The sequence below is a fragment of the Paracoccus pantotrophus genome (assembly GCF_008824185.1).
In the GTDB taxonomy this organism is placed as follows: Bacteria; Pseudomonadota; Alphaproteobacteria; order Rhodobacterales; family Rhodobacteraceae; genus Paracoccus; species Paracoccus pantotrophus.
Window position 1 is genome coordinate 1,787,217 of the sequence record NZ_CP044426.1, and the last position, 23,515, is coordinate 1,810,731.

The window sequence follows — 23,515 nt, forward strand, 5'->3', positions numbered from 1 at the left end:
AGAACATCCGGGGGCGACATGGCCAATCAGAACGACAGCTTCATCGACGAGGTCACCGAGGATCTGCGCCGCGACCGGCTGTTCGGCCTGTTCCGCCGCTACGGTTGGATCGCGCTCCTGGTGATCCTGGGCATCGTCAGCGGCGCCGCCTGGCGGGAATATGCCAGCAGCCAGGCGGAAAGCCGGGCCCGGGCCTGGGGCGATGCCGTCCTGGCCGCCCGCCAGGGCCAGGATCCCATCACCGCGCTTTCCGCCGTCGATCCCGCCGGCTCGGCCGGCCGCAAGCTGCTGGCCGAGATGCTGGCCGCCGGCGCCGAGGCCGAGGCCGGCCTGCCGCAAAAGGCCGCCGAGCGGCTGAAGGCCGCCGCGGCGGGCCTGCGCAACGACGCCGTGCTGCGCGACCTGGCGCTGCTCAAGGCGGTGATGGTGGCGGGCGCGGCCATGGATGCGGCAGAACGCGACCAGTTGCTGGCCGATCTCTCCAAGCCCGGCGCGCCCTTCGAACTGCTGGCGCTGGAGCAGAAGGCGGTGGCGCTGATCGGCGCCGGCCGCACCGAGGACGCGGTGATGCTGATCGGCCAGATCCAGCAAAAGGACGGGCTGTCCGAACCCTTGCGCCGCCGCCTGTCCGAGATGATGATCACCCTGGGGGTCGAGCCCGACCACAGCGAAGGGCCCCTGCCCCAGGCCATGCCGGCGCCCGCCGCGAACTGATGGCCGGTCCCGCCGGCAAACCGAACCAACGCGCCCGCGGCCGACCCCAGATGTCACCCCCGGCCCGGATAGAGGAGAAAGCGATGACGAGGCTGTCCCTGATCGCCGCTCTGGCTGGCCTGACCGCCCTTTCGGCCTGCGCCGAGCGCGACACCATCCTACCCGGCGAACGCCTGGACCCGCGCGCCGTGCTGTCCCCCGACAGCCCCGTGGCCGAGGGCGCGCAGGCGCCGACCACCGCCGCGCTGTCTCTGCCGGCGGTGCGCGCCAATGCCGACTGGCCGCAGCGCGCCGGCAACGCCGCCCATGCGCCGGGCAATGCGGCGCTTGGCGCCGGCACGCAGCGGATCTGGGCCGCACCCATCGGCGCGGCCTCGGACAAGCGCCACCGCATCACCGCCGACCCGGTGGTCGCGGGCGGGCTGGTCTTTGCCCTGGACAGCCAGTCCACCGTCACCGCCACCACCACCGGCGGCGGCCGGGTCTGGAGCGTGGACCTGCGCCCGGCCGGCGAAAGCGGCCGCAGCGTCTCGGGCGGCGGGCTGGCCTTCGAGGGCAACCGCGTCTTCGCCTCGACCGGCTATGGCGAGCTGGTGGCGCTGGATGCCCGCACCGGCGGCGTCGCCTGGCGGCAGAAGGTCGGCTCGACCATCGGCGGCGCGCCCACGGTCGCGAATGGCGTGGTCTATGTGGTGGACCGCGAACAGACCGGCTGGGCGGTGCGCGCCAATGACGGCAAGGTGCTGTGGCGCAGCTTCGGCAACAAGGACATGGCCGGGGTGATGGGCGCCCCCTCGCCCGCGGTCTCGGGCGGCACGGTGGTCTTTCCGTCGAACACCGGCGCGCTGGCGGGCGTCGATGCCGGCGACGGCAGCCAGCTTTGGGTCGCCAATGTCGGCGGCACCCGGCTGGGCCGCGCGGTCAGCTATTTCCGCGACATGACCGGCGACCCGGTCATCCTGGGCAATACGCTTTATGCCGGCACCAGCGCCGGCGGCGTCGGCGCCTATGACATGACCACCGGCACGATGAAATGGCACGCGCGCGAGGGCGCGGCCAGCCCGGTGCTGGCCGCCGGCAACTCGGTCTTTCTGGTCAACGACCAGGCGCAGCTGATCCGGCTGGACGCGGCCAATGGCGGCCGGGTCTGGGCGCAGAAACTGCCCTATTTCACCGAACAGGTCATCCGCAAGCAGGACCGGGTCTGGAACCATTACGGCCCGGTGCTGGCGGGATCCAAGCTTTACCTCGCCTCGTCGGACGGCTATCTGCGCGTCTTCGATCCCGCCTCGGGCGCGCTGATCGGCACCGCCCAGATCCCCGGCGGCGCCGCGGCAGGCCCGGCCGTCGCGGGCCAGACCCTTTACGTCGTCACCCATGACGGCCAGTTGATCGCATACAGATGAGCTTTACCCTCGCCATTGTCGGGCGCCCCAATGTCGGCAAGTCCACGCTGTTCAACCGCCTTGTCGGCAAGCGCCTGGCCCTGGTCGATGACCAGCCCGGCGTGACCCGCGACCTGCGCGAGGGCGCGGGGCGGCTGGGCGACCTGCGCTTCATCGTCGTCGATTCGGCCGGGCTGGAGATTGCCGAGGACGACAGCCTGCAAGGCCGCATGCGCCGCCTGACCGAGCGCGCGGTGGACGAGGCCGATGTCTGCCTGTTCGTGATCGACGCCCGCGTGGGCGTGACGGCGGCCGACGAATATTTCGCCGACATCCTGCGCAAGCGGGCGAAACACGTGATCCTGGCCGCCAACAAGGCCGAGGGCCGCGCCGGCGAGGCGGGCGCGATGGAAGCCTATGCGCTTGGCCTGGGCGAGCCCCTGCGCATCTCGGCCGAGCATGGCGAGGGCATGGACGACCTCTATCGGGCGCTGGTGCCGCTGGCCGAAGAGTTCGAGGCGCAGAACGTCCAGCAGGCGCCCGAAACCGATGTCGCCGTCGAGGATGGCGAGGAGGACGAAGACTGGCGCCCCTCGGCCGCCCGGCCCTTGCAGGTCGCGGTGATCGGCCGGCCCAATGCCGGGAAATCGACGCTCATCAACAAGATCCTGGGCGAGGACCGGCTGCTGACCGGACCCGAGGCCGGCATCACCCGCGATTCGATCAGCGTCAGCACGAATTTCATGGGCACGCCGGTGCGCATCTTCGACACCGCGGGCATGCGCAAGAAGGCGCGCGTCACCGACAAGGTGGAAAAGCTTTCCGTCGCCGACGGGCTGCGCGCCGTGCGCTTTGCCGAGGTGGTGGTGGTGCTTCTGGACGTGGGCATCCCCTTCGAGCAGCAAGACCTGCGCATCGCCGATTTCGCCGAGACCGAGGGCCGCGCCGTGGTCGTCGCGGCGAACAAATGGGATCTGGAAGAGGACAAGCCCGAGAAGCTCAAGGAATTGCGCGAGGCCTTCGAGCGGCTCCTGCCGCAGCTGAAGGGCGCGCCGCTGGTCACGGTCTCGGCCCGCACCGGCAAGGGGCTGGACCGGCTGCACAACGCCATCCTCAAGGCGCATGAGGTCTGGAACCGCCGCATCCCCACCGCCCGGCTGAACCAATGGCTTTCCGCCATGACCGAGGCGCATCCGCCGCCCGCGCCCGGCGGCCGCCGCATCCGCCTGCGCTATATCACCCAGGTCAAGACCCGGCCGCCGGCCTTCGTGGTCATGGCGACCCATACCGACAAGCTGCCCGACAGCTATGCGCGCTATCTCGTCAACGGGCTGCGGGCCGATTTCGACATGCCCGGCACGCCGATCCGGCTGACCTTCCGCGACCAGGGCACCAAGAACCCCTATAAGGACAAGGCCGGCAAGATCAGCCAGTCCGGCGCGCTCTCCAAGCACAGGCAGCGGCAAAGGCCCAAGGGCAGCTAGGCGGGCGGGACCGGGAACCGCCTAGGTCATCACCCGCACCAGCGCCACGGCGATGATGGCGATGGCAATGACGGTCATGGTGGCGATGGCCGCGGCGCTGGCGACGGTGGCCGCGGCGATGCCGATCAGCCCCCAGATCAGCGCCACGCTGAAGCCGATCCGCCGCCCCAGCCGCAGCTGCACGCTGACGGCGGCGACCGAGCCGATCAGCAGCGCGACCACCGCCGCCACCTCCTGCGGCACGCCCAGCCGGTCGCGCAGCAGCCCGGTGAAGACGGCAAAGCTGACCAGCAGCCCCCAGCCCGCCACGAAGCCCAGCGCCGAGCTGCGCTGCACCAGGCTGCCGAGCCGGACCCCGCGCAGCGCCGCCGCCAGGAAGCCCGCCAGCATGGCCGCCGACAGCAGGAAGGCGACGACGGGATGGCCGCGCAGCAGCCAGGGCCAGACCGCACCGGCCAGCAGCCCGACGATCAGCGGCGCATGTTCGGCCAGGCTGTCGTCATGGCGGTGCAGCCGCAGCAGGTGGCCGGCGGTCGGCGGGCCCAGGCTTTGCGGCGGCAGCGCGCGCCCCTCCTCGGGCGCCGCCGCCTGCGCCAGGCGCATCCGCCGCAGCTCGAACCAGCGCCGCCCGGCGTGATAGGCCAGCGCCAGCCAGGCCATGCCCAGCAACCCGGCCATCCCCGGCCCCCGAGGCCGCAGGAACAGCGCCGACAGATCGACCGAGGGCGCGGGAAGATCGCCCAGGCCCTGCCAGGGCGACAGGCCGTAGCCCTCAACCGCCAGGGGCGGTGTCGGCGGGCCGGGCTGGACCGCATGCAGCAGCGTGCTGGCAATGAAGACCAGCACCGCCAGGATCAGCAACAGGGCACCCGCGCGAGACATGGGCAGGAAACGCCGCCCGCTCGCAGCGGGTTTCGCGCGATCCGGCTTTTGTCAGCTCACGCCAGCACGCCGTCGGCGCCCAGCCGCGTCTTGCCGCCCAGATAGGGATGCAGCGCCTCGGGCAGGACGACCGAGCCATCGGCCTGCTGGCCGTTCTCCAGCACCGCGATCAGCGTGCGCCCCACCGCCAGGCCCGAGCCGTTCAGCGTATGGACGAACTCGGGCTTTCCGCCGCCGGCCGGGCGATAGCGCGCATTCATCCGCCGGGCCTGGAAATCGCCGCAATAGCTGACCGAGGAGATCTCGCGATACCGGCCCTGCCCGGGCAGCCAGACTTCGAGGTCATGGGTGATGCGGGCGCCGAAGCCCATGTCGCCGCCGCACAGAACGATGGTGCGATAGGGCAGGCCCAGCCGTTCCAGCACCGTCTCGGCGCAGCGGGTCATGCGGGCATGTTCCGCGACCCCCGATTCCGCATCGGTGATCGAGACCATCTCGACCTTCTCGAACTGGTGCTGGCGCAGCATCCCCGCGGTGTCGCGCCCGGCGCTGCCGGCTTCCGAACGGAAGCACTGGCTATGCGCCACCAGGCGCCGCGGCAGGCTGGCGTGATCGACCAGATCGCCGTTCACGGTATTGGTCAGCGTGACCTCGGATGTCGGGATCAGCCACCAGCCCTCGCGGGTCTGATAGCTGTCCTCGCCGAATTTCGGCAATTGCCCGGTGCCCTCCATCATCTCCGAAAGCACGAGGACCGGCGCCCAGGTCTCCTCCAGCCCATGCTCGCCGACATGCAGGTCCAGCATGAACTGCGCCAGCGCGCGGTGGATGCGGGCGACGCCGCCCTTCAGCACCACGAATCGCGAGCCAGAGAGCTTCGCGGCGGTCTCGAAATCCATGCCGGGCCGGACGCCCTCGACCTCGAAATGCTCGCGCGGGGCGAAGTCGAAGGCGCGCGGCTCGCCCCAGCGCCGGATCTCGACATTGTCGCCCTCGTCCTCGCCCGGCGGCACGCTGTCCAGGGGCAGGTTCGGAACGGTCAGCAGCAACTCGCGCAGCTTGGCGTCCAGCGCCGCGGCCTCGGCCTGCAGCCGGGCGGTCTCGTCCTTCTTGGCGGTGACCAGGGCGCGCAGGCGCTGGAACTCGGCCTCGTCGCCGCGGCCCTTGGCGGCGCCGGCCTCCTTGCTGGCCTTGTTCTGCTCGGCCTGCGCGGCCTCGGCGGCCGCGATGCGGGCACGGCGGTCGGCATCCAGCGACAGGATCTCGGACGAAACCGGGGCCATGTTGCGCAAGCCAAGTGCTGCGTCGAAAGCGGCGGGGTTTTCGCGGATGGCGCGGATGTCGTGCATGGCCCATTCCTCTGGCAGGTTACGCGAAACCGGATAACCCAAAGCGGCTGAAGGCGAAAGCCTCAGCCCGCCCTCTCAGCCCGCCTGGGCCAGCATGTCGCGCAAGACCTCGAAAAACCGCTCCCGCCCCGGATAGCCCTCGACGCGCACCTGTTCGACGCCGCCTTGCAGCAGGATGAAGGTGGGCGTCAGCCAGGGCCGCCGCGCCAGCACCAGCCCGTCGGGCCAGGGCCCGTCCCGATCGACCAGCAGCAGCGGCGCCGCCCGCCCCTCGGGATGCCGCCCATAGACCGGGGCGATCTCGCGATCCCATTGCGCGCAATAGACGCAGCCCCGGCGCCGCACCATCAGCAACTGCAACCCGGCGGCCGCCGCCACCGGCCCCGCCGCCATCGCCGCCATCCCGGCCAGAATCGCCCGCCGTGTCAGCATTGCCCGCTCCGTTTCCCGCGCCAGACTTACCCCCCGCGCGCTTCCGCCACAACGGCCCGGCGTTTACATGTCTTCCTTGTGGAAATATCCACGGGGGTGCGGGGGCAGTCGGCCCCCGCGTCGCAAGGATGCAGCCGGGATGGGCATGGACGAACTGACCGAACCCCTGACACAGGGCAATCGCCGCGCGCTGTCCCGCGCGATCACGCTGATCGAAAGCACCCGCCCCGACCACCGCGCCCGCGCCGTCGCGCTGCTGGCCGAACTCCCCGAGCGGCAGGCGCTGCGCATCGGCCTGTCGGGCACGCCGGGGGTCGGCAAGTCCACCTTCATCGAGGCCTTCGGCAAGATGCTGACCGCGCAGGGCCTCAAGGTCGCGGTGCTGGCCGTCGATCCCAGCTCGGCGCGCTCGGGCGGCTCGATCCTGGGCGACAAGACCCGGATGGAGACGCTGTCGCGCGACCCGAACGCCTTCATCCGCCCCTCGCCCTCGCGCGCCGAGCTGGGCGGCGTCGCCCGCCGCACCCGCGAGACCGTGCGGCTCTGCGAGGCGGCGGGCTTCGACGTGGTGCTGATCGAGACGGTGGGCGTCGGGCAATCCGAGACCCTGGTGGCCGAGATGTCGGACCTGTTCATCCTGCTGCTCGCCCCGGCCGGCGGCGACGAGCTGCAGGGCGTCAAGCGCGGCATCATGGAAATCGCCGACATCATCCTGGTCAACAAGGCCGATGGCGATCTGCGCGAGACCGCCATGCGCACGGTGGCCGATTATGCCGGCGCGCTGCGGCTCTTGCGCAAGCGCCCCTACGACCCCGAGGGCTTTCCCAAGGCGCTGCCGGTTTCCGCCTATACCGGCGAGGGGCTGGACAAGGCCTGGACCAGCATGACCTGGCTCGCCGACTGGCGGCGCGAACACGGGCATTTCGACGCCCGCCGGGCCGAGCAGGCGCGGCACTGGTTCCTGTCGGAACTGCGCGCCGGGCTGCTGGCGCGGCTCGACCGGCCCGAGGTGCGCACCCGGCTGCGCGAGATGGGCGACGCGGTGGCGCGGGGCGAAAGCGACCCCGATTCGGCGGCGGCGCAGATGCTGGACTGGCTGGGCGCCGCCGAATGCGACACGCTGATCGCCGGGCGACAGGCGCATGAGCGCCGGGCCTGACCCGCAGGCCGATCCCGGCGCCCTGCTGGCCGCACTCCTGGGCCCGCCGCCTGGGCCGGCCGAGCTGCTGGCCGCATGGTTCGACACGCCCTTGGGCCGCATGATCGCGGTCGCCGACCAGAAGCGACTGCACCTGCTGGAATTCCTCGAACGCCCGGCGCTGCCGACCGAGTTGCGCCGCCTGGCCGCGCGGGGCCGCATCGGTCCCGGCCGCACTGCCGTCACCGACCGGACCGAGGCGCGGATCGCCGGCTATTTCGCCGGCGAGCGGGCGGCTTTCGACCTGCCGCTGGCCCTGCACGGCACCGATTTCCAGCAGCAGGTCTGGCGGGAATTGCAGCGCCTGCCCGCGGGCACGACCATCAGCTATGCCGAGCTGGCGCGGCGCATCGGCCGGCCCCAAGCGGTGCGTGCGGCGGCGCGGGCCAATGGCGCGAACCAGATCGCGGTGGTGATTCCCTGCCATCGGGTGATCGGTTCGGATGGCGCGCTGACCGGCTATGGCGGCGGGCTGTGGCGCAAGCAGGCGCTGATCGCGCATGAATCCACGCATTTCGCGGGATGAAGCGCCGCACCGGCAGGGAACGGCCCGGCGAAAACGCTTGACGCGCCCCCCGTCTCGCTTTATTCCGCGCAAACGGATTTCCGGGCGCTGCCACGCGGCGCCCTTTCATATTGCGGGCAGCCGCCCGTGCAGGATCGAATCGAAGGAACAAGATCATGTCGCGCGTTTGCGAACTGACCGGCAAGGGCCCGATGAGCGGCAACAACGTCTCCCACGCCAACAACAAGACCCGCCGCCGGTTTCTGCCCAACCTGAACGAAGTGTCGCTGCTGTCGGAAAAGCTGGGCCGCAGCTACCAGCTGCGCATCTCGGCCGCGGCGCTGCGCTCGGTCGATCACCGCGGCGGCCTGGACGCCTTCCTGGCGAAGGCCAAGGACGCGGAACTGTCCGACCGCGCGCTGAAGATCAAGCGCGAGCTGGCGAAAGCCTGATCCTTCCGACCGTGGCGCCGATTCGGGGCCGGTCCCATGCGATGCGCCCTGCCGGCAACGGCGGGGCCTTTGCATATCCTTGCGGCCAGCACCCGAATGCGCCGGAGCCGCCCCCCGCGGGTCGGCGGCACCGTTCCGCATGATCCCCAGGGCCAGCGGGCATATCCTTGCCAGCCCCCTCCCGCCCGGCATTGACGGCGGCCGGGGCAGAAAACGGCAAGCGGGCTTTTCCAGACGAGGCTGCGATGGCTGATCCGGTTCGGGAACAGAAGGTCGGCTCCCTGACCGTCTTTTCCAATCACCCCGTCCTCGATCAGTTCGCCCGGGACATGCTGGCCGGCATCCGGGCAGAGAACCTGCCCGCCGCCCGGATCAACCTCTATGTCGGCATCCATCGCAAATTCGGCCCCGCCCTGTTCCGCAGGGGGCTGCGGCTCGGGCTCCAGACCGAACATTACTTCGACGAAAACGGCCGCACGATGTGGAGAAAGCCCCGCCCCCGGCGGTTGCTGAAACAGCTGCTGTTCTATCACCTCATCCTGGATCTCAGCCCCGCCAACGCCCCCTATTACCGATGGCTTCCCCGCTTCCTGCGGCGCCGGGTGCTGTTCGGCCCGCATGTCTTTCCCTGCCGGCCGGTGCCGTATCGCGCCGGGCAGCGCCCGCCGGTGTTCTTCGGCGCCATCAACGACCGCAGGGCAAAGATCCTGGCCGGGCTGCCCAAGGATCATTGCGACCTGCTGTCCGAGACCTATGGCACGGACCTGCACAAGGCCATCTGCGACAGCCGGGGCGTCGTCAACATCCATTTCGCCGATGGTATCTATACCGAATATCCGCGCCTGCTTTCCTCGTATCTCGCCGGCAAGCCCGTCCTGTCCGAGAAGCTCGGCGCCGAGTTGGTGGAGGGGCGGGATTACGGAACGCTGGGCCAGGACCACACCGATCACCAGTTGCGCACGATCTTTTCGTCCTTTTGCAGCGGATTTGCCGCCCGCCACCGGCTGACGGATTTCCTGCGCCGGATCGCCGGGCCGTAGCCCCTCCCCCACGCGCCGCCCAGGCGGATCAGGCCGTGAAAGCCGGTGAATTCGGACCGCGGCCATGCTATCATCGTTCCAGCCGGGGCGGAGGGCTGGGCATGATCGGCGAGGATGTTCGCGGCGGCGTGGCAATCGGCATGCTGCTGGGCCTGGATGAGGGGCGGCCGCTGGTGGTCTTTCCCGGCAATCCCTCGGCCCAGGCGGTTCCGGCGCGCAGCCTGGTGCGCTTCGATCCGGGCGACATCGGCGCCGAGCTTGCCATCCTGTTCGAGGATGGCGACCCGACCCGGCCGCTGGTGATCGGCCGCATCGTCGGGGACCGGCCGCCCGGCCCGGTTGCCGCCGTCGATGGCGAGCCGTTGCGCATCACCGCCCGGCAGCGGATCGAGTTGCGCTGCGGCAAGGCCTCGATCGTGATGGAGGCGGACGGCCATATCACCATCCGCGGCACCTATCTGGTCAGCCATGCCTCGGCAGCGAACCGCATCCGCGGCGGCTCGATCAACCTGAACTGATGTATCCCCCCGCCCCTGCCCTGCCCGAGATCCTGCGCCAGCACGCCGAGCAGGCGGCCTTTCTGTGGACGCTCTACGACCGGGCGATGCTTTTCCCCGAGGAAAACCCCGAGATGGACGCGCTGCGCATCGCCCGCCTGCTGGAACGGCTCGAGGCGCATCTGGACGGGCTGCGCCTGGCCGGCGCCGAGGGGCGGCACATCGCCGAGGCGCGCTTTGCCGAATATCCCGAGCCGGGCGAGCTGTTCGTGCTGCGCATGCTGCAACCCGGCGCCGAGGGGCTGCGGGTGGCCGGGCTGGACCTGGACCGGGTCCGGGCCTATCTGGCCGGGCGGCTGGGTCAGCCTTCGGGCGGAGTCCCGAGGAAGGACATGTCATAGCCCTCGGCCCGATAGCCGTCACGATAGGTGATCTCGATACCGCGCCAATGCGTGCCGTCGAACTGGAAGACGAATTCCCCGGCATCGAGGGTCAGCCAGCGCGGCGTCGCGTTCAGCCGGCAGACATAGCCCAGTTCGGCGACCGGAACGAAGGCATCCCCGGCCAGCCGGTGCAGCCCGAAATCCGAATCGCTGAAATAGATCTGGTCCCGGAAGCAGGCGATCGACAGGATGTCGCTTTCGATGCCGGTGGCGATCAGGCGCAGTTCGCTGTCCCGAAGCTCGGCAGCAAAGCCCCCCTCTCCGCCGACGAATATCCTGTCGCCAACCTGCCTGACGCAGCGGAGCTCGTCGCCGATGCCCAGTTCCACCGCCTGCCATTCCCGGCCTTGCGCGCGCAGGAACGTGCCCTTGCCCCCGACGGCATGAAGCGTCTCGGCCGATGTGCCGTGCATGGCATAGATCGTGCTGTCGGTGCCGGTGGCATCGCGCGACCATGCCCCGCCGGCATCCATGCGAAAGATCTCGCCCCGGTTGCCAAAGACGAATGCCGGGCCGTTCTCGAGTACGAACGCATCGCGCAGGAACGAGGATTCGATCCGCGCCACCCGCCAGCCCGAGGCATCGCGGCTGCGGACATAGCCCCCGATCTCGACAAGAACCTCGCGCAGATGCGGAATGGCGTGGTAGCCCATGAAAAACTGGTCCGCCACATGTTCAACGCGCAGCTCGAAGCTGGTCATCGAGATGTCGAGCATGACCAGCTGGCCGATCTCGTAGTTCGGGTCCGAAAGCCGGCAAGCGACGCGGATGTCGTCGGTCGCAATCTCATAGGCGTTGAGGGAGCCGATGGAGATCAGTTCCGGCGGAAGCTCGGTGGCCGAGCTATATTCGTGCTGTCTGGTCATACGCGTAACCACATTTGCTGGGGATCTGGGCTGACTTCCCAGGCGATCGGATCCTTGACGGCCTTTTTCGCCGAATTGCCTGGGTCTTTTTCCTTCACGGCGCGGTCCAGGTATTCCATGAAGGCCGCGCGCAGGCATTCCATGATGTTTTTCTTTTCCTTGTCCGTCTTGCCCTTGGCGCGGGGGTCGTTGTCCACGACCGCCTGGGTGCAATCGTCGATGGATTCGCTGAGGCTGGGCGTCTGCGTGCGCTTTCGGATCGCGTCGTTGCATTGAAGCGTCTTGGCATGGTGGGGCGAGCCTTCCTTGCTGCCCGTGCCGGACTTGAACTTGCCGCCGGGGCCTTTCTGATAGGCCTGCATGCAGATGCAGGGGGCATCCTCCATGTTGTAGTTCTCGAAATGGGTTGCGGTGGTCTTGCCCCGGCTCCATTGCAGGTATTCGTTCTGCACGAAATGTTCGGATTCGTGGCCCTCGGGGCAATCCTTGTCGCCGTGGCGATGCAGCTTGAAATCCGCCAGCACGGTCTCGCAGTCGAGCCGGTTGGGCGAAAACTTGCAGATCTCGGCCCAGGGCGGCGTCTGCCCGCCCGGCGAGGCGTGGTTATGCGTGGCAAGGTCGGAAAAGCGGATCACCGGCTCGCCGTCGAATTTCACGTCGTTCGACCATGAGGTGAAATATTTCTTGCCGGTGTTCTTCGAGGTGATGATGCCCTTTTTCGCCGCGCAGCCCGCCTCGGTCCCCGAGGTGCGGCTGACGTCGGACTTGTTCTTGATGTTCACCGTCTTGCCGCAGATGAACACCGTCCCGGTGCCGTTCTCCGTGTCCGAAGCCATGCCGAAGCTGGGATAGGGCACTGGCACGCCCGGCGGCGTCGCCGGGTTCTCGGGCGGGGTGAAGCAGGTGTCGGGAAAGGCGGCGATGGTCTGGGCGTTGACCGCCTTGCCGCTGATCTCCAGCCCGTTGGCGAAAACCCCGCTCATCGCATCGCCGCCGTGGCAAGGCGGTCCTCGGCCGAGACGCGCCGGGCCGGGCCCCGCGCCTCGTGCAATACCGCCGCCCCACAGGCGCCGTCGTCGCCCGAGGCCTCGACCAGCACCGGCGAGCCCGGCGCATAGCCCCGGCGCACGGCCGCCAGCGCCATGCCCAGCATGGCCGGCACCACCGCCGCGCCGATATTGCCCAGGCTCTCGGCCGGGCTCCACAGATCCTGAAAGGCGGTGCGGCCGCGTTCCAGCCGCAGGGTCATCAGCGCGGCCTGGCGAAAGAAATGCTGCTCGCCCGGCAGGTCCGAGATGCGGTATTCGACATGGGCCAGGTCGGTCTCGGCCTCGGCCAGGGCGGCGCGATAGGCCGCGGCCATGCCGTCGCCGCGCAGGGGCAGGTCCGACCCGTCCTCGCCCCGGCCGTTGCCCAGGAAGGCCGCCTCGCGCGCCAGGCCCAGCCCGGTCAGCCGCAGGGCGCCGCCCGGCCCCAGCAGCACCGCCGCCGCCGCCTCGCCGGGGATGAAGCCGTCGGCATTGCCGTCCTGCAGCAGCCGCTCCAGCCCCGCGTAATGCGCCAGCGCCGGCCCGGTCAGGTAGCTGTCAAGCCCCAGCAGCAGCACCCGCCCCGCCTGCCCCGCCGCGATCATGCGCCGCGCCCGATCGAGCCCGACGAAGCCCGAAGGGCGGCCATGCGCCACCACATGCGCCCGCCGCTCGGGCAGGTCGAGGATCCGCGACAGCATGCGCAGCAGCACCGAGGGGTCTTGCACCGGGCGGCCGGGGCGGCCCTCCTCGGCCAGGCACAGGATCAGCGCGGCCTCGGCGGCTGCGGGCTCCTGGCGCAGGATGTCGGCGACGGCACCGGCGGCCAGATGCGCCATGCGCCGCTGGCCGATCCAGTTGCGCGGCAAAGGCACCGGCGCGCCGATGCGCCAGCCGCCGGGTGCGGTAAAGCGCGTCTCGGCGAACCCGTCCAGCCGCGCCCGCATCGCCGCCGCCGACGAGGCCCAGTCGAGCCCCACCGCCGTCACCATGCCCGCCGCCAGCACGCCGATCATGGGCCATCCTCCCCGCCCCCGCCCTCACCCAGCACGGCGGGCAGACGGATATAGCCGCGCCCCTCGCGCTCGGCGCGCAGCATGGCGGCGGTCGGCTCGCCGATCCAGGCGCGCGAGAACTCGGCGATGGTGCGGCGGATCGGCACCTGCACGCGCCAGCACAGCATCAAGACCCGCGCCTCGGCGTCGATGGCCAGCGTGTCGGGCAGCGCCACGGTGTCGAGGCAGCAGTCGCGCCCGCGCCAGACCCGGAACGGCAGCCGCGTGTCGGGCAGGCGGAACGCCTCGCGCCCGCGCGGGGTCAGATGCACCAGCACCACCGGGGTAAAGGGCGCGGGCGGCGCGATCTGCTGGTCGGGCGGCGCCATCTGGTAGTAACGCTCGTCGAAGTCCCGCGGCAGGAAGGGCGCGGTTTCCGCCGCCCAGCGCTCGTCATAGGTGCCGCCATAGGGCAGGCGCAGCGGCCAGCCGCGGCCGTAGGGCCCCAGCGCCATCGGCTGCCAGTCACCATAGGGCGAGGTGATCTCCTGCCCCGGCGCCTCGGTATTGGGCAGCGCCAGGCCGGCCGGGCTGCCGCCCGAGGCGGTGGCCCAGCCCAGCCCGACCGGATTGGCGGCATGGACCGGCACCTCGGGGCCGGGCGGGCGGCTGCGGTCCGGGCCGCCGAAGGCGGTGTCATAGGAAAACGGCATCCGCGTGAAGGGATAGGGCCGGGTCGCGGCAATGGCCGGCCCCAGCGTGCGCCATTCGCGCTGGCCGACGACGTCGAACTGCTTGGACCAGTTGCCCACCGCCAGCCCCACGCGCAGCCGCTCGACCGGGCGGCCGCCGGGGGCATGGGCGGCGCCGTTCAGCACCACGTCGCAAAGGGGCTTGCGAAAGGCGAAATCGCTTTCCCAAAGCGGCGCCGAGAACCCCGGCGCGCCGGTATATTCGTCGGCCATGACCAGCGGGCGCTGGTCCTTCAGCGGCAGGGGCGGGTCGGTTTCACGCTCGGGAAAGGCGAAGCTGCCCTTGACCACCAGCAGCATGTAGGCCTGCCCGGCCACATCCATGCCGGTCCCCATCTGATGGGAAAAGCCGGTCTGGTCCAGGATCTGCACGGCGCACCTCAGTCAAGGGCATAGGCAAAGCCGTCCGGCCCGCCGGTCACCGTCACCCTGCCGATGCCGCGCCCTTCCAGCCTGGCGTCCAGCACCCGGCGGCTGAGTTCGGGCAGGATCGCGCCGGTCAGGATGGCGTCGATCATGCGGCCGCCCGATTCGACCTCGGTGCAGCGGGCGCAGATCTGCTCCATGACGCCCTGGCCGATCACCAGCTCGGCCCCATGCGCGGCGGCCAGCCTGCGGCCGATGCCGGCCAGCTTCTGCCCGGCGATGGTCTCGATCATCGCATCCGAAAGCGGCAGGTAGGGGATCGTCACCAGCCGCCCCAGCAGCGCCGGCGGGAATACCTTCAGCAGCGGCGGGCGCAGCGCGGCGGACAGGCTGTCGATCTCGACCCGGCTGCGGCCGGCATCGGTCAGCGCCATGATCTCGTCGGTGCCGACATTCGAGGTCATGAGGATCAGCGTGTTACGAAAGTCGATCCGCCGCCCTTCGCTGTCATCCATCATCCCCTTGTCGAAGACCTGGAAAAAGATCTCGTGCACGTCGGAATGGGCCTTTTCCACCTCGTCGAGCAGGATCACCGAATAGGGCCGGCGCCGCACCGCCTCGGTCAGCACGCCGCCCTTGCCATAGCCGACATAGCCCGGCGGCGCGCCCTTGAGGGTCGAGACGGTATGCGCCTCCTGGAACTCGCTCATGTTGATGGAGATCAGGTTCTGCTCGCCGCCGTAAAGCGCATCGGCAAGCGCCAGCGCCGTCTCGGTCTTGCCGACGCCCGAGGGGCCGCAGAGCATGAAGACGCCCATCGGCTTTTCCGGCGCGCCAAGCCCGGCCATGCCGGTCTGGATGCGGCTGGCGATGGCGGCCATGGCATGGTCCTGGCCGACCACGCGCTGCGCCAGCAGGCCGGCAAGGCCCAGGGCGCGCTCGGTCTGGCTGGCCAGCATCCGGCCCAGCGGGATGCCGGTCCAGTCCTGGACCACCGCCCCCACCGCCAGCCGGTCCACCGAGGGCAGGATCAAGGGCCGCTCGCCCTGCCGCTCGGCCAGTTCGGCCATCTTGGCGCGCAACAGCGCCAGCCGCGCGGCGGGGTCGGGATCGGGGTTCGGGGCTTCGGCACCCGCATCAGCGGCCGGCGCGGCCCCGACGGATGCATCGGGCGCGGCCTCGGCCGCAGCCCCCTCGGCAGCGGCCTGCGCGGCGGCGCTCTCCGCTTCAGCCTCTGCCGCGTCCGCCCCGGTCTCGTCCAGCGCCATGCCCTCGCCGCGCAGCTCGGCCCGCAGGGCCAGGATGTCCGAGACCAGCGCCTTTTCCGCCTCCCAGCGTTCCAGCGCGGCGGCCCGCTCGGCCTCGGCCGCGGCGCGGGCGGCATCGTTGGCGGCCTGGCGTTCAGTGGTGTCGATGCCGATCGCGGCCTCGCGGGCGATGATGCCCGCCTCGATCTCCAGCGCCTGCAAGCGGCGCTCCAGATCCTCAAGCTCGGCGGGCGTCGCGTGCTGGCTGACGGCGACGCGGGCGCAGGCGGTGTCGAGCAGGCTGATCGCCTTGTCCGGCAATTGCCGCGCCGGGATATAGCGATGCGACAGCGAAACGGCGGCGCCGATCGCCTCGTCCAGGATCTCGACCCGGTGGTGCTTTTCCAGCACGCCCGCCACGCCGCGCAGCATCTCGACAGCGGCGGCTTCCGAAGGCTCCTCGACCTTCACCACCTGGAAGCGCCGGGTCAGCGCCGGATCCTTTTCGATATGCTGCTTGTATTCGGCCCAGGTGGTGGCGGCGACGGTGCGCAGCTCGCCCCGCGCCAGAGCCGGTTTCAGCAGGTTGGCGGCATCGCCCGTGCCCGCCGCACCGCCGGCGCCGATCAGCGTATGCGCCTCGTCGATGAACAGGATCACCGATTTCGCCGAGGCCTGCACCTCGTCAATCACCGATTTCAGCCGCTTCTCGAACTCGCCCTTGACGCTGGCGCCGGCCTGCATCAGCCCGATGTCCAGCAGCCACAGATCGACCGCGGCCAGCTGCGGCGGCACGTCGCCGCGCGCCAGCCGCAGGGCAAAGCCCTCGACCACGGCGGTCTTGCCCACCCCGGCCTCGCCGGTCAGGATCGGGTTGTTCTGCCGCCGCCGCATCAGGATGTCGATGATCTGGCGGATTTCCGGGTCGCGGCCGACCACCGGGTCGATCTTGCCGGCCCGCGCCCGCTCGGTCAGGTTGGTGGCGTATTTCGCCAGCGCCCCCTCGGGCGGTTTCGGCACATTGGCCGGCGCCATCTCGGGCGGCTCCGCCGCCTCGGCTTCGGCCGAACCGGCCAGGATGCCGGGCAGGTCCGGCGCCATGCGGTCGGGGTCGATGCGGCCGAACTCGGGGCTGATGCGCAGCAGCAAGCCTTCCAGCACCGGGGTCTTGAGGCAGGCGATCAGGATGTCGCCCGAGCGCACGCGGTCGGTGCCGCCCTCCAGCGCGGCCAGGGTCCAGCCCTCCTGGATGGCGTGGAAGATGTGGTCGGAGAACTCCTCGACCGCGCTGGCCCCGCGCGGCAGGGCGTCCAGCGCGCGGGCCAGGTCGCCCTCCAGCCGGGCGCCATCGGCCCCGGCCGCCTGGGCGATCAGCGCCAGGTCCGAATCCGGCATCCCGGCCAGCGCGGCGATGAAATGCACCAGTTCGACGTAAGGGTTGCCGCGCGCCTTGGCATTGCGCGCCCCTTCGGAAAACGCCCGCAGGCACAGCGGGTCCAGCCGGGCGACCAGTTCCTTGCGCTTGACGGTTTCCCTGGATCCTCGGGCGGGGGCGCGGGGCGTCACGGTCGTCATCCTGGCCATCCTTGCAAAGCTGGCAAAAGAACCGGAGCGATAAAACGGGCTTGCCACGGGCAGGCTCGGGGGAAATGATCCTTGGGAAAGTGTATTTCAAAACCGCGACTTTCGGAAATCTTTTCGCAAGGAGCCGGCCATGGCCAGCCTGCCGCAAAAGGGAACGTCGCCATGATCCCGGCCCTGCCGGGGGACATCTTCCACGAGGGCCAGGTGCTCAACAACACCTGGACCGTCGAGGGCGTGCTGGGCCGCGGCGGCACCGGCGAGGTCTATCGCGCCAAAAGCCTCGTCACCGGCCGGGTGGTGGCGATCAAGGCGCTTTCGGCCGGCTTTTCCGGCGACGAGGGCTATCTGGAGCTGATGCGCCGCGAAGAGGCGATGCGCGACATCCTGCATGATGCCGTGGTGCGCTACAGCGACTGCTCGCGCACACCCGAGGGCCATGTCTTCCTGGTCATGGACTTCATCGACGGGCCGGCGCTCTCCGAGGCGATGGCCGAGCGGCGGCTGGGGATGCGCGACTTGCTGATCGTTGCGCATCGCGTGGCCGAGGGGCTGGTCGCCGCCCATGCCCGCGGCGTGGTGCATCGCGACCTGTCGCCCGACAACGTCATCCTGCGCGACGGCCGGGTCGAAGGCGCGACGGTGATCGACTTCGGCATCGCCAAGGACACCGCCGCCGGCGCGCATACCGTGGTCGGCAACCAGTTCGCCGGCAAATACGAATATGCCGCGCCCGAACAGTTCGACGGCAAGGCCGAGCCGGCCAGCGACCTTTACGCGCTCGGCGCGCTGCTGCTGGCGGCGGCGCGGGGCGAAGTGCCCTTTGCCGGCGCGACGCCCGGCGAGATGATCCGCCGCAAATCCGAGCCGCTGGACGTGACCGGCCTGCCCGAGCCCTTGGCGGGGCTGATCCTGTGGCTTTCGGCACCGCGGATCGCCGAGCGCGCACCCTCGGCCGCAGCGGTGGTGGCGCGGCTGGATGCGCTGCTGAAGGGGGCCGAGGCCGCGCCGGCCCGCAAGGGCGCCGCACCGCGGCCGCAACCGGCGCGAAAGGCGGGTGGCGGCGGGCGGATCTGGCTGATCCTGCTGCTTCTGGCCGTGATGCTGTCCGGCGGGTTCTTTGCCGCAAGGCCGCTGCTTTTCCCCGCCCTGCCGCTGGTCCAGCCCTGGCGGCTGGAGGCGGCGGGGGGCGAGGCGCCGCACCTGTCCGGCCCGGCGCCGGATGCGGCCAGCGCCGCGCGCATCGCCGCCGCTTTTGCCGAGGCCGCCGGGGCCAGCCCACCGCAGGACGCCCTGGCCCCGGCGCGCGGCATGCCGGCGCCGGGCTGGGCCGAGGCGGTCGAGCGGCTTTTCCCGGCGCTGCAAGGGTTGCAGGGCTGGACGGTGCTGGTCACCGACATGCGCGCCGAGATCGCCGGCAGCGCCGCCACCCCGGCCGAGCGCGACGCCATCGCCGCCCGGCTGGCCGAATGGGCGCAGGCCTCGGGGATGGATTTGGTGCCGCGGCTTGCCACCGCCCCCACCCTGCTGATGCCGGCCGATCTGGACGCGCTGCTGGCCCGCGCCGCCAGTTGCGGCCCCTTGACCAGCGACCTGTCCCCGGGCGGCGCCCCGCCCGGTGCCGGCGTGGCGATCCGCGGCGCCCTGCCCGATGCGGCCGCCGCGGCGGCGTTGGCCGAAACGCTGCGCCCGGCCCTGGGCGAGCGCGCCCTGCGGCTGGAGATCGAGACGCTCAGCCCCTCGCTCTGCCGGATCCGCGCCGCGGCGGCGGACCTGCCCGAGGGCGGCATCGGCATTCGCCTGGCCGAGGCAGGCCGGCCCGAACCCTCGCTGACCGGGATATACCGCCCCGGCGACAACCCGGTCGCGGACGTGCTGGTCCCCGCCGAACTGGCGGCGACGCCCGGCGCCGAGCTTTGGGTCGCGGTCGAGGAGACCGGCAAGGTCTTCAACATCCTGCCCAACATGACCGATCAGGAAACCCGGCTGGACCGCATCGGCCAGCCCGAAGGCGCGCTGCGCCGCGTGCGCGTGCTCTGGCCCGCCGAGGAGGCCGCCCTGGGCCAGGGACGCATCGCCTTTCGCGTCAACGACCGCGATTTCGGCAAGGCCGGGATCTTTGCCTTCGTGACCCGCGGCCCGCTTTTCGACGAGCGCCGGCCGGGCGACGAATCCGCCGCCGCCTTTGCCGAGGCGTTGGCAGCGCGGCGCGCGGCCGATCCCCAGCTCATCCTGGCCGCCACCCAGCGCGTCCTGGACCTGCGGCCCTGACGGCGGATGGGCCCGGCGCGCGTCCCGCAAGGGGCATATCGGCCGATCCGCAGGATTTCATTGCGCAAAGCCGCAGTCCATGAGATGATTTTCCCATTTCGAGAAGAACATAATGCGGCCTTTGAGAAGGTTACTCCTATGTTTCTCGCTCCGCTCGCCGTGCCGGATTCCGCCGGGCTGGATCTTCGCAACGACATGAGGTTCCTGGCGCTCGAAAGGGCGCTGGACGGGGCCTCTCGGGCGGCGCGGGCCGAACAGCTGGCCAAGGGCAATACCGGCGACGTGGCGCTGGACTGGGCGCATCTGCTGGACGAGGCCGAGGCCCTGGCCCAGACCGGCCGCGACCTGCGCCTGCTGGTTGTCGTGGCGCGGATCATGACCAACATGCGCGGCCCCGAGGGGCTGGCCGAGGGGCTGGACCTGCTGGCCGAGACGCTGGAAACCTGGTGGGACCACCTGCATCCCGCCCTGCGCGAGGGCCAGCTGGTACGCGAGGCGGCGCTGCGCCGCATCAACGCGCTTTACCAGATCGAGAATGCCGATGCCGGCATCCTGGGCGATCTGGAGTTCAACACCGTCCTGGCCCCGCGTGGCCTGCCGGTGGTCTCGGGCGGGGATCTGGCGGCGGGGGCGGTCTCGGCCTCGATGCTGGCGGCCGAGGGGCCGACCGGGCTTTCCGCCGCCGAACAGGCCGAGCGCGAGGCCCGCCATGACGCCAGGGCGATGCGGGTGCTGACCGCCTGCCGCGCCCTGCGCGACACCGAGCCCGAAACGGTGGCGCGGCTCGAGGCGGGGCTTGCGGCCGCGCTGGCGGCGCTCGACCGGCTGGAGGCGGCCCTGGCCGCGCGCATCGGGGACGACCCGCCGACCCGCTTCCCGGCGCTGCGCCGGGTACTGGAGCGGATGGCGGCGACCCTGGCCAGCCCGCCGGCGCAATTCACCCGCACGGCCGCCCCGGCCACGGCGCAAGCAGCCGATGCGCCGGCCGCAGCGCCCGGCCCGATGCCCGGCCCCATGCCCGCCGCCGCGGCCGCTGCACCGGCATCGGCGGGCCTGCCGTCCCGGCTGGCCTCGCGCGCCCAGGTCGAGGCCTGCCTCGACCTCATCATCGATTTCTACGACCGCAACGAACCCGCCTCGCCCTTGCCGCATCTGGCGCGGCGGATGAAGAAGATGGTGCCGATGAACTTCCTGCAATTGATGGAGGAACTGGCGCCGGGAGGGATGAAGGAATTCCGCAATGTCGCCGGAGTGACCGAGGACAAGGGACGCTGACGGCAGGGCGCAATCGGGGACGGCGCCGGATGGCGCCGCGACAGGGAGTAACCCGCGATGAGCGAGAGCAAGGCCAAGGTAATCGAACGCAATCGCGCCCCAAGGGTGCAGATCGCCTATGACGTCGAGCATTACGGCAGCCCGACCACCATCGAACTGCCCTTCGTCATGGGGGTGATGGCGGATCTGGCGGGCAAGTCCACCTCGCGCGAGGCGCAGAAGCCGCCCGCCGAACGGTCCTTCGTCGAGGTGGATGCCGGCCGCTTCCCCGCCTTCATGGAGGCGCTGTCGCCCCGCGTCACCGCCCGCATCCCGAACCGCCTGCCCGGCAAGGAAGGCGAGGAGGGCGGCGAGGAGGAGATATTCGTGGACCTGACCTTTCGCAACATGGGCGATTTCGCCCCCGACCGCATCGCCGAGCAAATCCCGGAACTGGCCGAGCTGATGAAGATGCGCCGCAAGCTCGAGGAACTGCTGAGCTATATGGACGGCAAGGCCAGCGCCGAAAAGCGCATCGCCCAGCTTCTGAACGACGAGCCGCTGCTGGCCCGCATCGCCGAGCAGGCGGTGAGCCCGGCCAGCGACGGGACGGAGGGCTGAACCATGGCCGAACAGGAACTCAAGGGCACCGAAGCCGCCCCCGAAGCCGAGGCCGTCGACCTGGACGAGTTCGGCGCGCTTCTGGAAAAGGACTTCCGCGTCAAGGAACAGGACGACAGCGCCAAGCTGCGCGAACTGGTCGCCAACCTGGCGCTTGCCGCCCGCGAAAAGGCCGGCAGCGCCACGATTTCCGGCAATGCCGTGCGCTCGATCAAGTCGCTGATCGCCGGCATCGACGAGTTGCTGACCGTGCAGATGAACGAGGTGCTGCACGCCCCCGAGATCCGCCGCATGGAAGGCAGCTGGCGCGGGCTGCATTACCTGGTCAACAACACCGAAACCGACACCATGCTCAAGATCCGGGTGCTGAACATCACCAAGGACGAGCTTGCCGACCAGCTGGAGGATTTCGAGGGGCAGATGTGGGACCAGTCGCCCATGTTCCGCAAGCTCTATACCGAGGAATATTCCAGCTTCGGCGGCGCCCCCTTCGGCAGCATCATCGGGGATTACGAATTCAGCCACCATCCGCGCGACGTGGGGCTGCTGCGCAACCTGTCGGGGATCTGCGCCTCGGCGCATGCGCCCTTCATCGCGGCGGCCTCGCCCCGGCTGTTCCGCATGGAAAGCTGGCAGGAACTGCCCAATCCGCAGGATCTGAAGATGGTCACATCCTCGCCCGATTACGCGGCCTGGCAAAGCCTGCGCGAAAGCGAGGATGCGCGCTATATCGGCCTGACCCTGCCGCGGGTGCTGGCGCGGCTGCCCTATGGGCCGGACACCATCCCGGTCAAGGGCTTCGACTTCCGCGAGGAGATCGACGGCAAGCATGACCATTACGTCTGGATGAACGCCGCCTTCCCCATGGGGGTGAACATCAACCGCAGCCACAAGCTTTACGGCTGGGGCAGCCAGATCCGCGGCGTGGAATCCGGGGGCGCCGTCACCAACCTGCCGGTGCATACCTTCCCCAGCGACGACGGCTCGGTGGTGATGAAATGCCCCACCGAGATCGCCATCGACGACCGGCGCGAACATGAACTGGCCAAGCTGGGGCTGATGCCGATCCTGCATCGCAAGAACACCGATATCGCGGCTTTCCTGGGCGCGCAGACCCTGCAGGATTGCGAGGCCCGCGCCGGGCGGCTGGTCGACCCCGATGCCCAGGCCAACGAGCGGCTGTCGGCGAACCTGCCCTATCTGCTGCCGGTCTGCCGCTTCGCGCATTACCTCAAGGCCATCGCCCGCGACAAGATCGGCACCTTCAAGGAACGCGCCGACATGGAGGTCTGGCTGTCCGAATGGATCAACCGCTACGTGCTGGCCAATACCGCCATGGCCGACGACAAGGCCAAGGCCAAGCGGCCGCTGGCCAAGGCCGAGGTGCAGGTGGACAGCGTCGAGGGCCGGCCCGGCTATTACGCCGCCCGCTTCTACCTGCGCCCGCATTACCAGCTGGAAGGCATCAACGCCTCGCTGCGGCTGGTTTCGGAACTGCCCTCGGTCAAGGGGCCGTGACGCGCTTTTGCCCAGGGGCCGCGGCGGCCCCTGCGGCGCCGGGCCGGCGGGTGCATGACGCGCGCGGCCCCTGACGCGGCCCCGAGGGGCCCCGCCATGTCTGAAACCCGGCTTGCCGAACAGGCCGAACAGGGAGATGTGAGATGGCTTTCACCGGATACCTCAAGATCGACGGCATCGACGGCGAATCGCGCCGGGCCGATCACGAAGGCGAAATCGACATCTGGGGCGCCGACCTGAAGGCCGAGCAGAAAAGCTCGGCCGCGACCGGGTCGGGCCGCGTGCGCGGTCGCGCCACCATCAGCGACCTGACGCTTTACAAATGGTATGACGCCGCCTCGCCCTACCTGGCGCTGGCCTGCATGCAAGGCAAGGCCTTCGAGGCGATGACCTTCACCGTCCGCAAGGATTCGGGCGAGGCGCATCTGGATTACCTGACCATCACCATGACCAACTGCCTGATCTCGTCCTATTCGATGAGCCAGAACCAGCCGGCCCCGGAAATCGACACCATCGCCGAGCAGATCGGCATCTCGTTCGAAAAGGTCGCGATCAAATACGTCGTGCAGGCCGACGACCATTCGAAGGGCGACGAGCACGAGGTCGAGTACGACCTGATGGCGGCCAAGTGACCG

General features: G+C 70.1%; 22 protein-coding genes. 14 read left to right on the forward strand and 8 right to left on the reverse strand.

Features of this window, described 5'->3' with window-relative positions; genetic code table 11:
* Nucleotides 1–18: 18 nt before the first annotated feature.
* The 3 genes from ESD82_RS19345 to der all read left to right on the forward strand — a co-directional run bounded on the left by ESD82_RS19345 (nucleotide 19) and on the right by der (nucleotide 3,583).
* Complete coding sequence (locus tag ESD82_RS19345) at nucleotides 19–714, forward strand: hypothetical protein (RefSeq protein WP_147427592.1); 696 nt, start codon at nucleotides 19–21, stop codon at nucleotides 712–714.
* Between the two features lie 83 nt (nucleotides 715–797).
* Nucleotides 798–2,120: a PQQ-binding-like beta-propeller repeat protein gene (locus ESD82_RS19350; RefSeq protein ID WP_147427591.1), complete on the forward strand. Its 1,323-nt coding sequence runs from the start codon at nucleotides 798–800 to the stop codon at nucleotides 2,118–2,120.
* Nucleotides 2,117–3,583, forward strand: coding sequence for a ribosome biogenesis GTPase Der (gene der, locus ESD82_RS19355; RefSeq protein WP_147427590.1), 1,467 nt, complete (start codon nucleotides 2,117–2,119; stop codon nucleotides 3,581–3,583). Before ESD82_RS19350 ends, der begins: the two co-directional genes overlap by 4 nt.
* Nucleotides 3,584–3,604: 21 nt before the next feature.
* Here der and ESD82_RS19360 read toward each other — a convergent pair whose 3' ends face one another.
* The 3 genes from ESD82_RS19360 to ESD82_RS19370 form a co-directional block, all read right to left on the reverse strand.
* On the reverse strand, nucleotides 3,605–4,444 hold the full coding sequence (locus ESD82_RS19360) for a hypothetical protein (RefSeq protein ID WP_244314555.1): 840 nt from the start codon (nucleotides 4,442–4,444) through the stop codon (nucleotides 3,605–3,607).
* Nucleotides 4,445–4,521: 77 nt separating this feature from the next.
* Complete coding sequence (gene serS / locus ESD82_RS19365) at nucleotides 4,522–5,814, reverse strand: serine--tRNA ligase (protein WP_147427588.1); 1,293 nt, start codon at nucleotides 5,812–5,814, stop codon at nucleotides 4,522–4,524.
* Nucleotides 5,815–5,889: 75 nt separating this feature from the next.
* Nucleotides 5,890–6,246 (reverse strand): thioredoxin domain-containing protein, encoded by a 357-nt coding sequence (locus ESD82_RS19370; protein WP_147427587.1) that lies wholly within the window; start codon nucleotides 6,244–6,246, stop codon nucleotides 5,890–5,892.
* A 145-nt stretch (nucleotides 6,247–6,391) separates the two neighbouring features.
* On the opposite strand from ESD82_RS19370, the gene meaB reads away from it, so the two are divergent.
* The 6 genes from meaB (at nucleotide 6,392) to ESD82_RS19400 (ending at nucleotide 10,339) form a co-directional block, all read left to right on the forward strand.
* Nucleotides 6,392–7,405 carry a methylmalonyl Co-A mutase-associated GTPase MeaB gene (gene meaB / locus ESD82_RS19375; RefSeq protein WP_114669430.1) on the forward strand — a complete coding sequence of 338 codons (1,014 nt, stop codon included), beginning with the start codon at nucleotides 6,392–6,394 and terminating at the stop codon, nucleotides 7,403–7,405.
* A complete protein-coding gene (locus tag ESD82_RS19380; protein WP_147427586.1) occupies nucleotides 7,389–7,970 on the forward strand; it encodes a methylated-DNA--[protein]-cysteine S-methyltransferase in 582 nt (193 codons plus the stop codon). The genes meaB and ESD82_RS19380 overlap by 17 nt, the downstream gene beginning before the upstream one ends.
* A 155-nt stretch (nucleotides 7,971–8,125) precedes the next feature.
* Nucleotides 8,126–8,401 (forward strand): 50S ribosomal protein L28, encoded by a 276-nt coding sequence (gene rpmB, locus ESD82_RS19385; protein ID WP_011748713.1) that lies wholly within the window; start codon nucleotides 8,126–8,128, stop codon nucleotides 8,399–8,401.
* A gap of 245 nt (nucleotides 8,402–8,646) precedes the next feature.
* Nucleotides 8,647–9,441 (forward strand): hypothetical protein, encoded by a 795-nt coding sequence (locus ESD82_RS19390; RefSeq protein ID WP_147427585.1) that lies wholly within the window; start codon nucleotides 8,647–8,649, stop codon nucleotides 9,439–9,441.
* Between the two features lie 101 nt (nucleotides 9,442–9,542).
* Nucleotides 9,543–9,959, forward strand: a complete 417-nt coding sequence (locus tag ESD82_RS19395; protein ID WP_147427584.1) for a DUF6484 domain-containing protein — start codon at nucleotides 9,543–9,545, stop codon at nucleotides 9,957–9,959.
* On the forward strand, nucleotides 9,959–10,339 hold the full coding sequence (locus tag ESD82_RS19400; RefSeq protein WP_024844258.1) for a hypothetical protein: 381 nt from the start codon (nucleotides 9,959–9,961) through the stop codon (nucleotides 10,337–10,339). The genes ESD82_RS19395 and ESD82_RS19400 overlap by 1 nt, the downstream gene beginning before the upstream one ends.
* Here ESD82_RS19400 and ESD82_RS19405 read toward each other — a convergent pair.
* The 5 genes from ESD82_RS19405 to tssH are packed head-to-tail and all read right to left on the reverse strand — an operon-like array spanning nucleotide 10,300 to nucleotide 17,210.
* Nucleotides 10,300–11,247, reverse strand: coding sequence for a hypothetical protein (locus ESD82_RS19405; RefSeq protein WP_024844259.1), 948 nt, complete (start codon nucleotides 11,245–11,247; stop codon nucleotides 10,300–10,302). The two genes, ESD82_RS19400 and ESD82_RS19405, sit on opposite strands and share 40 nt — an antisense overlap.
* Nucleotides 11,244–12,230 carry a DUF4150 domain-containing protein gene (locus ESD82_RS19410; protein WP_147427583.1) on the reverse strand — a complete coding sequence of 329 codons (987 nt, stop codon included), beginning with the start codon at nucleotides 12,228–12,230 and terminating at the stop codon, nucleotides 11,244–11,246. The genes ESD82_RS19405 and ESD82_RS19410 overlap by 4 nt, the downstream gene beginning before the upstream one ends.
* Nucleotides 12,227–13,291, reverse strand: a complete 1,065-nt coding sequence (locus tag ESD82_RS19415; protein ID WP_147427582.1) for a 3-oxoacyl-ACP synthase — start codon at nucleotides 13,289–13,291, stop codon at nucleotides 12,227–12,229. Before ESD82_RS19415 ends, ESD82_RS19410 begins: the two co-directional genes overlap by 4 nt.
* The gene (locus ESD82_RS19420; RefSeq protein WP_147427581.1) at nucleotides 13,288–14,394 is read right to left on the reverse strand and encodes a DUF2169 family type VI secretion system accessory protein; all 1,107 of its coding nucleotides are present in this window, start codon (nucleotides 14,392–14,394) and stop codon (nucleotides 13,288–13,290) included. The genes ESD82_RS19415 and ESD82_RS19420 overlap by 4 nt, the downstream gene beginning before the upstream one ends.
* Before the next feature lie 8 nt (nucleotides 14,395–14,402).
* Nucleotides 14,403–17,210: a type VI secretion system ATPase TssH gene (tssH, locus tag ESD82_RS19425; RefSeq protein ID WP_024844263.1), complete on the reverse strand. Its 2,808-nt coding sequence runs from the start codon at nucleotides 17,208–17,210 to the stop codon at nucleotides 14,403–14,405.
* Between the two features lie 171 nt (nucleotides 17,211–17,381).
* Here tssH and ESD82_RS19430 point away from each other — a divergent pair, with 171 nt between their 5' ends.
* The 5 genes from ESD82_RS19430 (at nucleotide 17,382) to ESD82_RS19450 (ending at nucleotide 23,512) form a co-directional block, all read left to right on the forward strand.
* A complete protein-coding gene (locus ESD82_RS19430; protein ID WP_147427580.1) occupies nucleotides 17,382–19,487 on the forward strand; it encodes a serine/threonine-protein kinase in 2,106 nt (701 codons plus the stop codon).
* Nucleotides 19,488–19,625: 138 nt separating this feature from the next.
* Nucleotides 19,626–20,762, forward strand: a complete 1,137-nt coding sequence (locus ESD82_RS19435; RefSeq protein ID WP_147427579.1) for a type VI secretion system protein TssA — start codon at nucleotides 19,626–19,628, stop codon at nucleotides 20,760–20,762.
* 57 nt (nucleotides 20,763–20,819) lie between these two features.
* Nucleotides 20,820–21,362 carry a type VI secretion system contractile sheath small subunit gene (gene tssB, locus ESD82_RS19440; protein ID WP_147427578.1) on the forward strand — a complete coding sequence of 181 codons (543 nt, stop codon included), beginning with the start codon at nucleotides 20,820–20,822 and terminating at the stop codon, nucleotides 21,360–21,362.
* A gap of 3 nt (nucleotides 21,363–21,365) precedes the next feature.
* The gene (gene tssC, locus ESD82_RS19445; RefSeq protein ID WP_024844267.1) at nucleotides 21,366–22,880 is read left to right on the forward strand and encodes a type VI secretion system contractile sheath large subunit; all 1,515 of its coding nucleotides are present in this window, start codon (nucleotides 21,366–21,368) and stop codon (nucleotides 22,878–22,880) included.
* 143 nt (nucleotides 22,881–23,023) lie between these two features.
* Nucleotides 23,024–23,512, forward strand: a complete 489-nt coding sequence (locus tag ESD82_RS19450; protein WP_024844268.1) for an Hcp family type VI secretion system effector — start codon at nucleotides 23,024–23,026, stop codon at nucleotides 23,510–23,512.
* The last annotated feature ends 3 nt before the right edge of the window (nucleotides 23,513–23,515 follow it).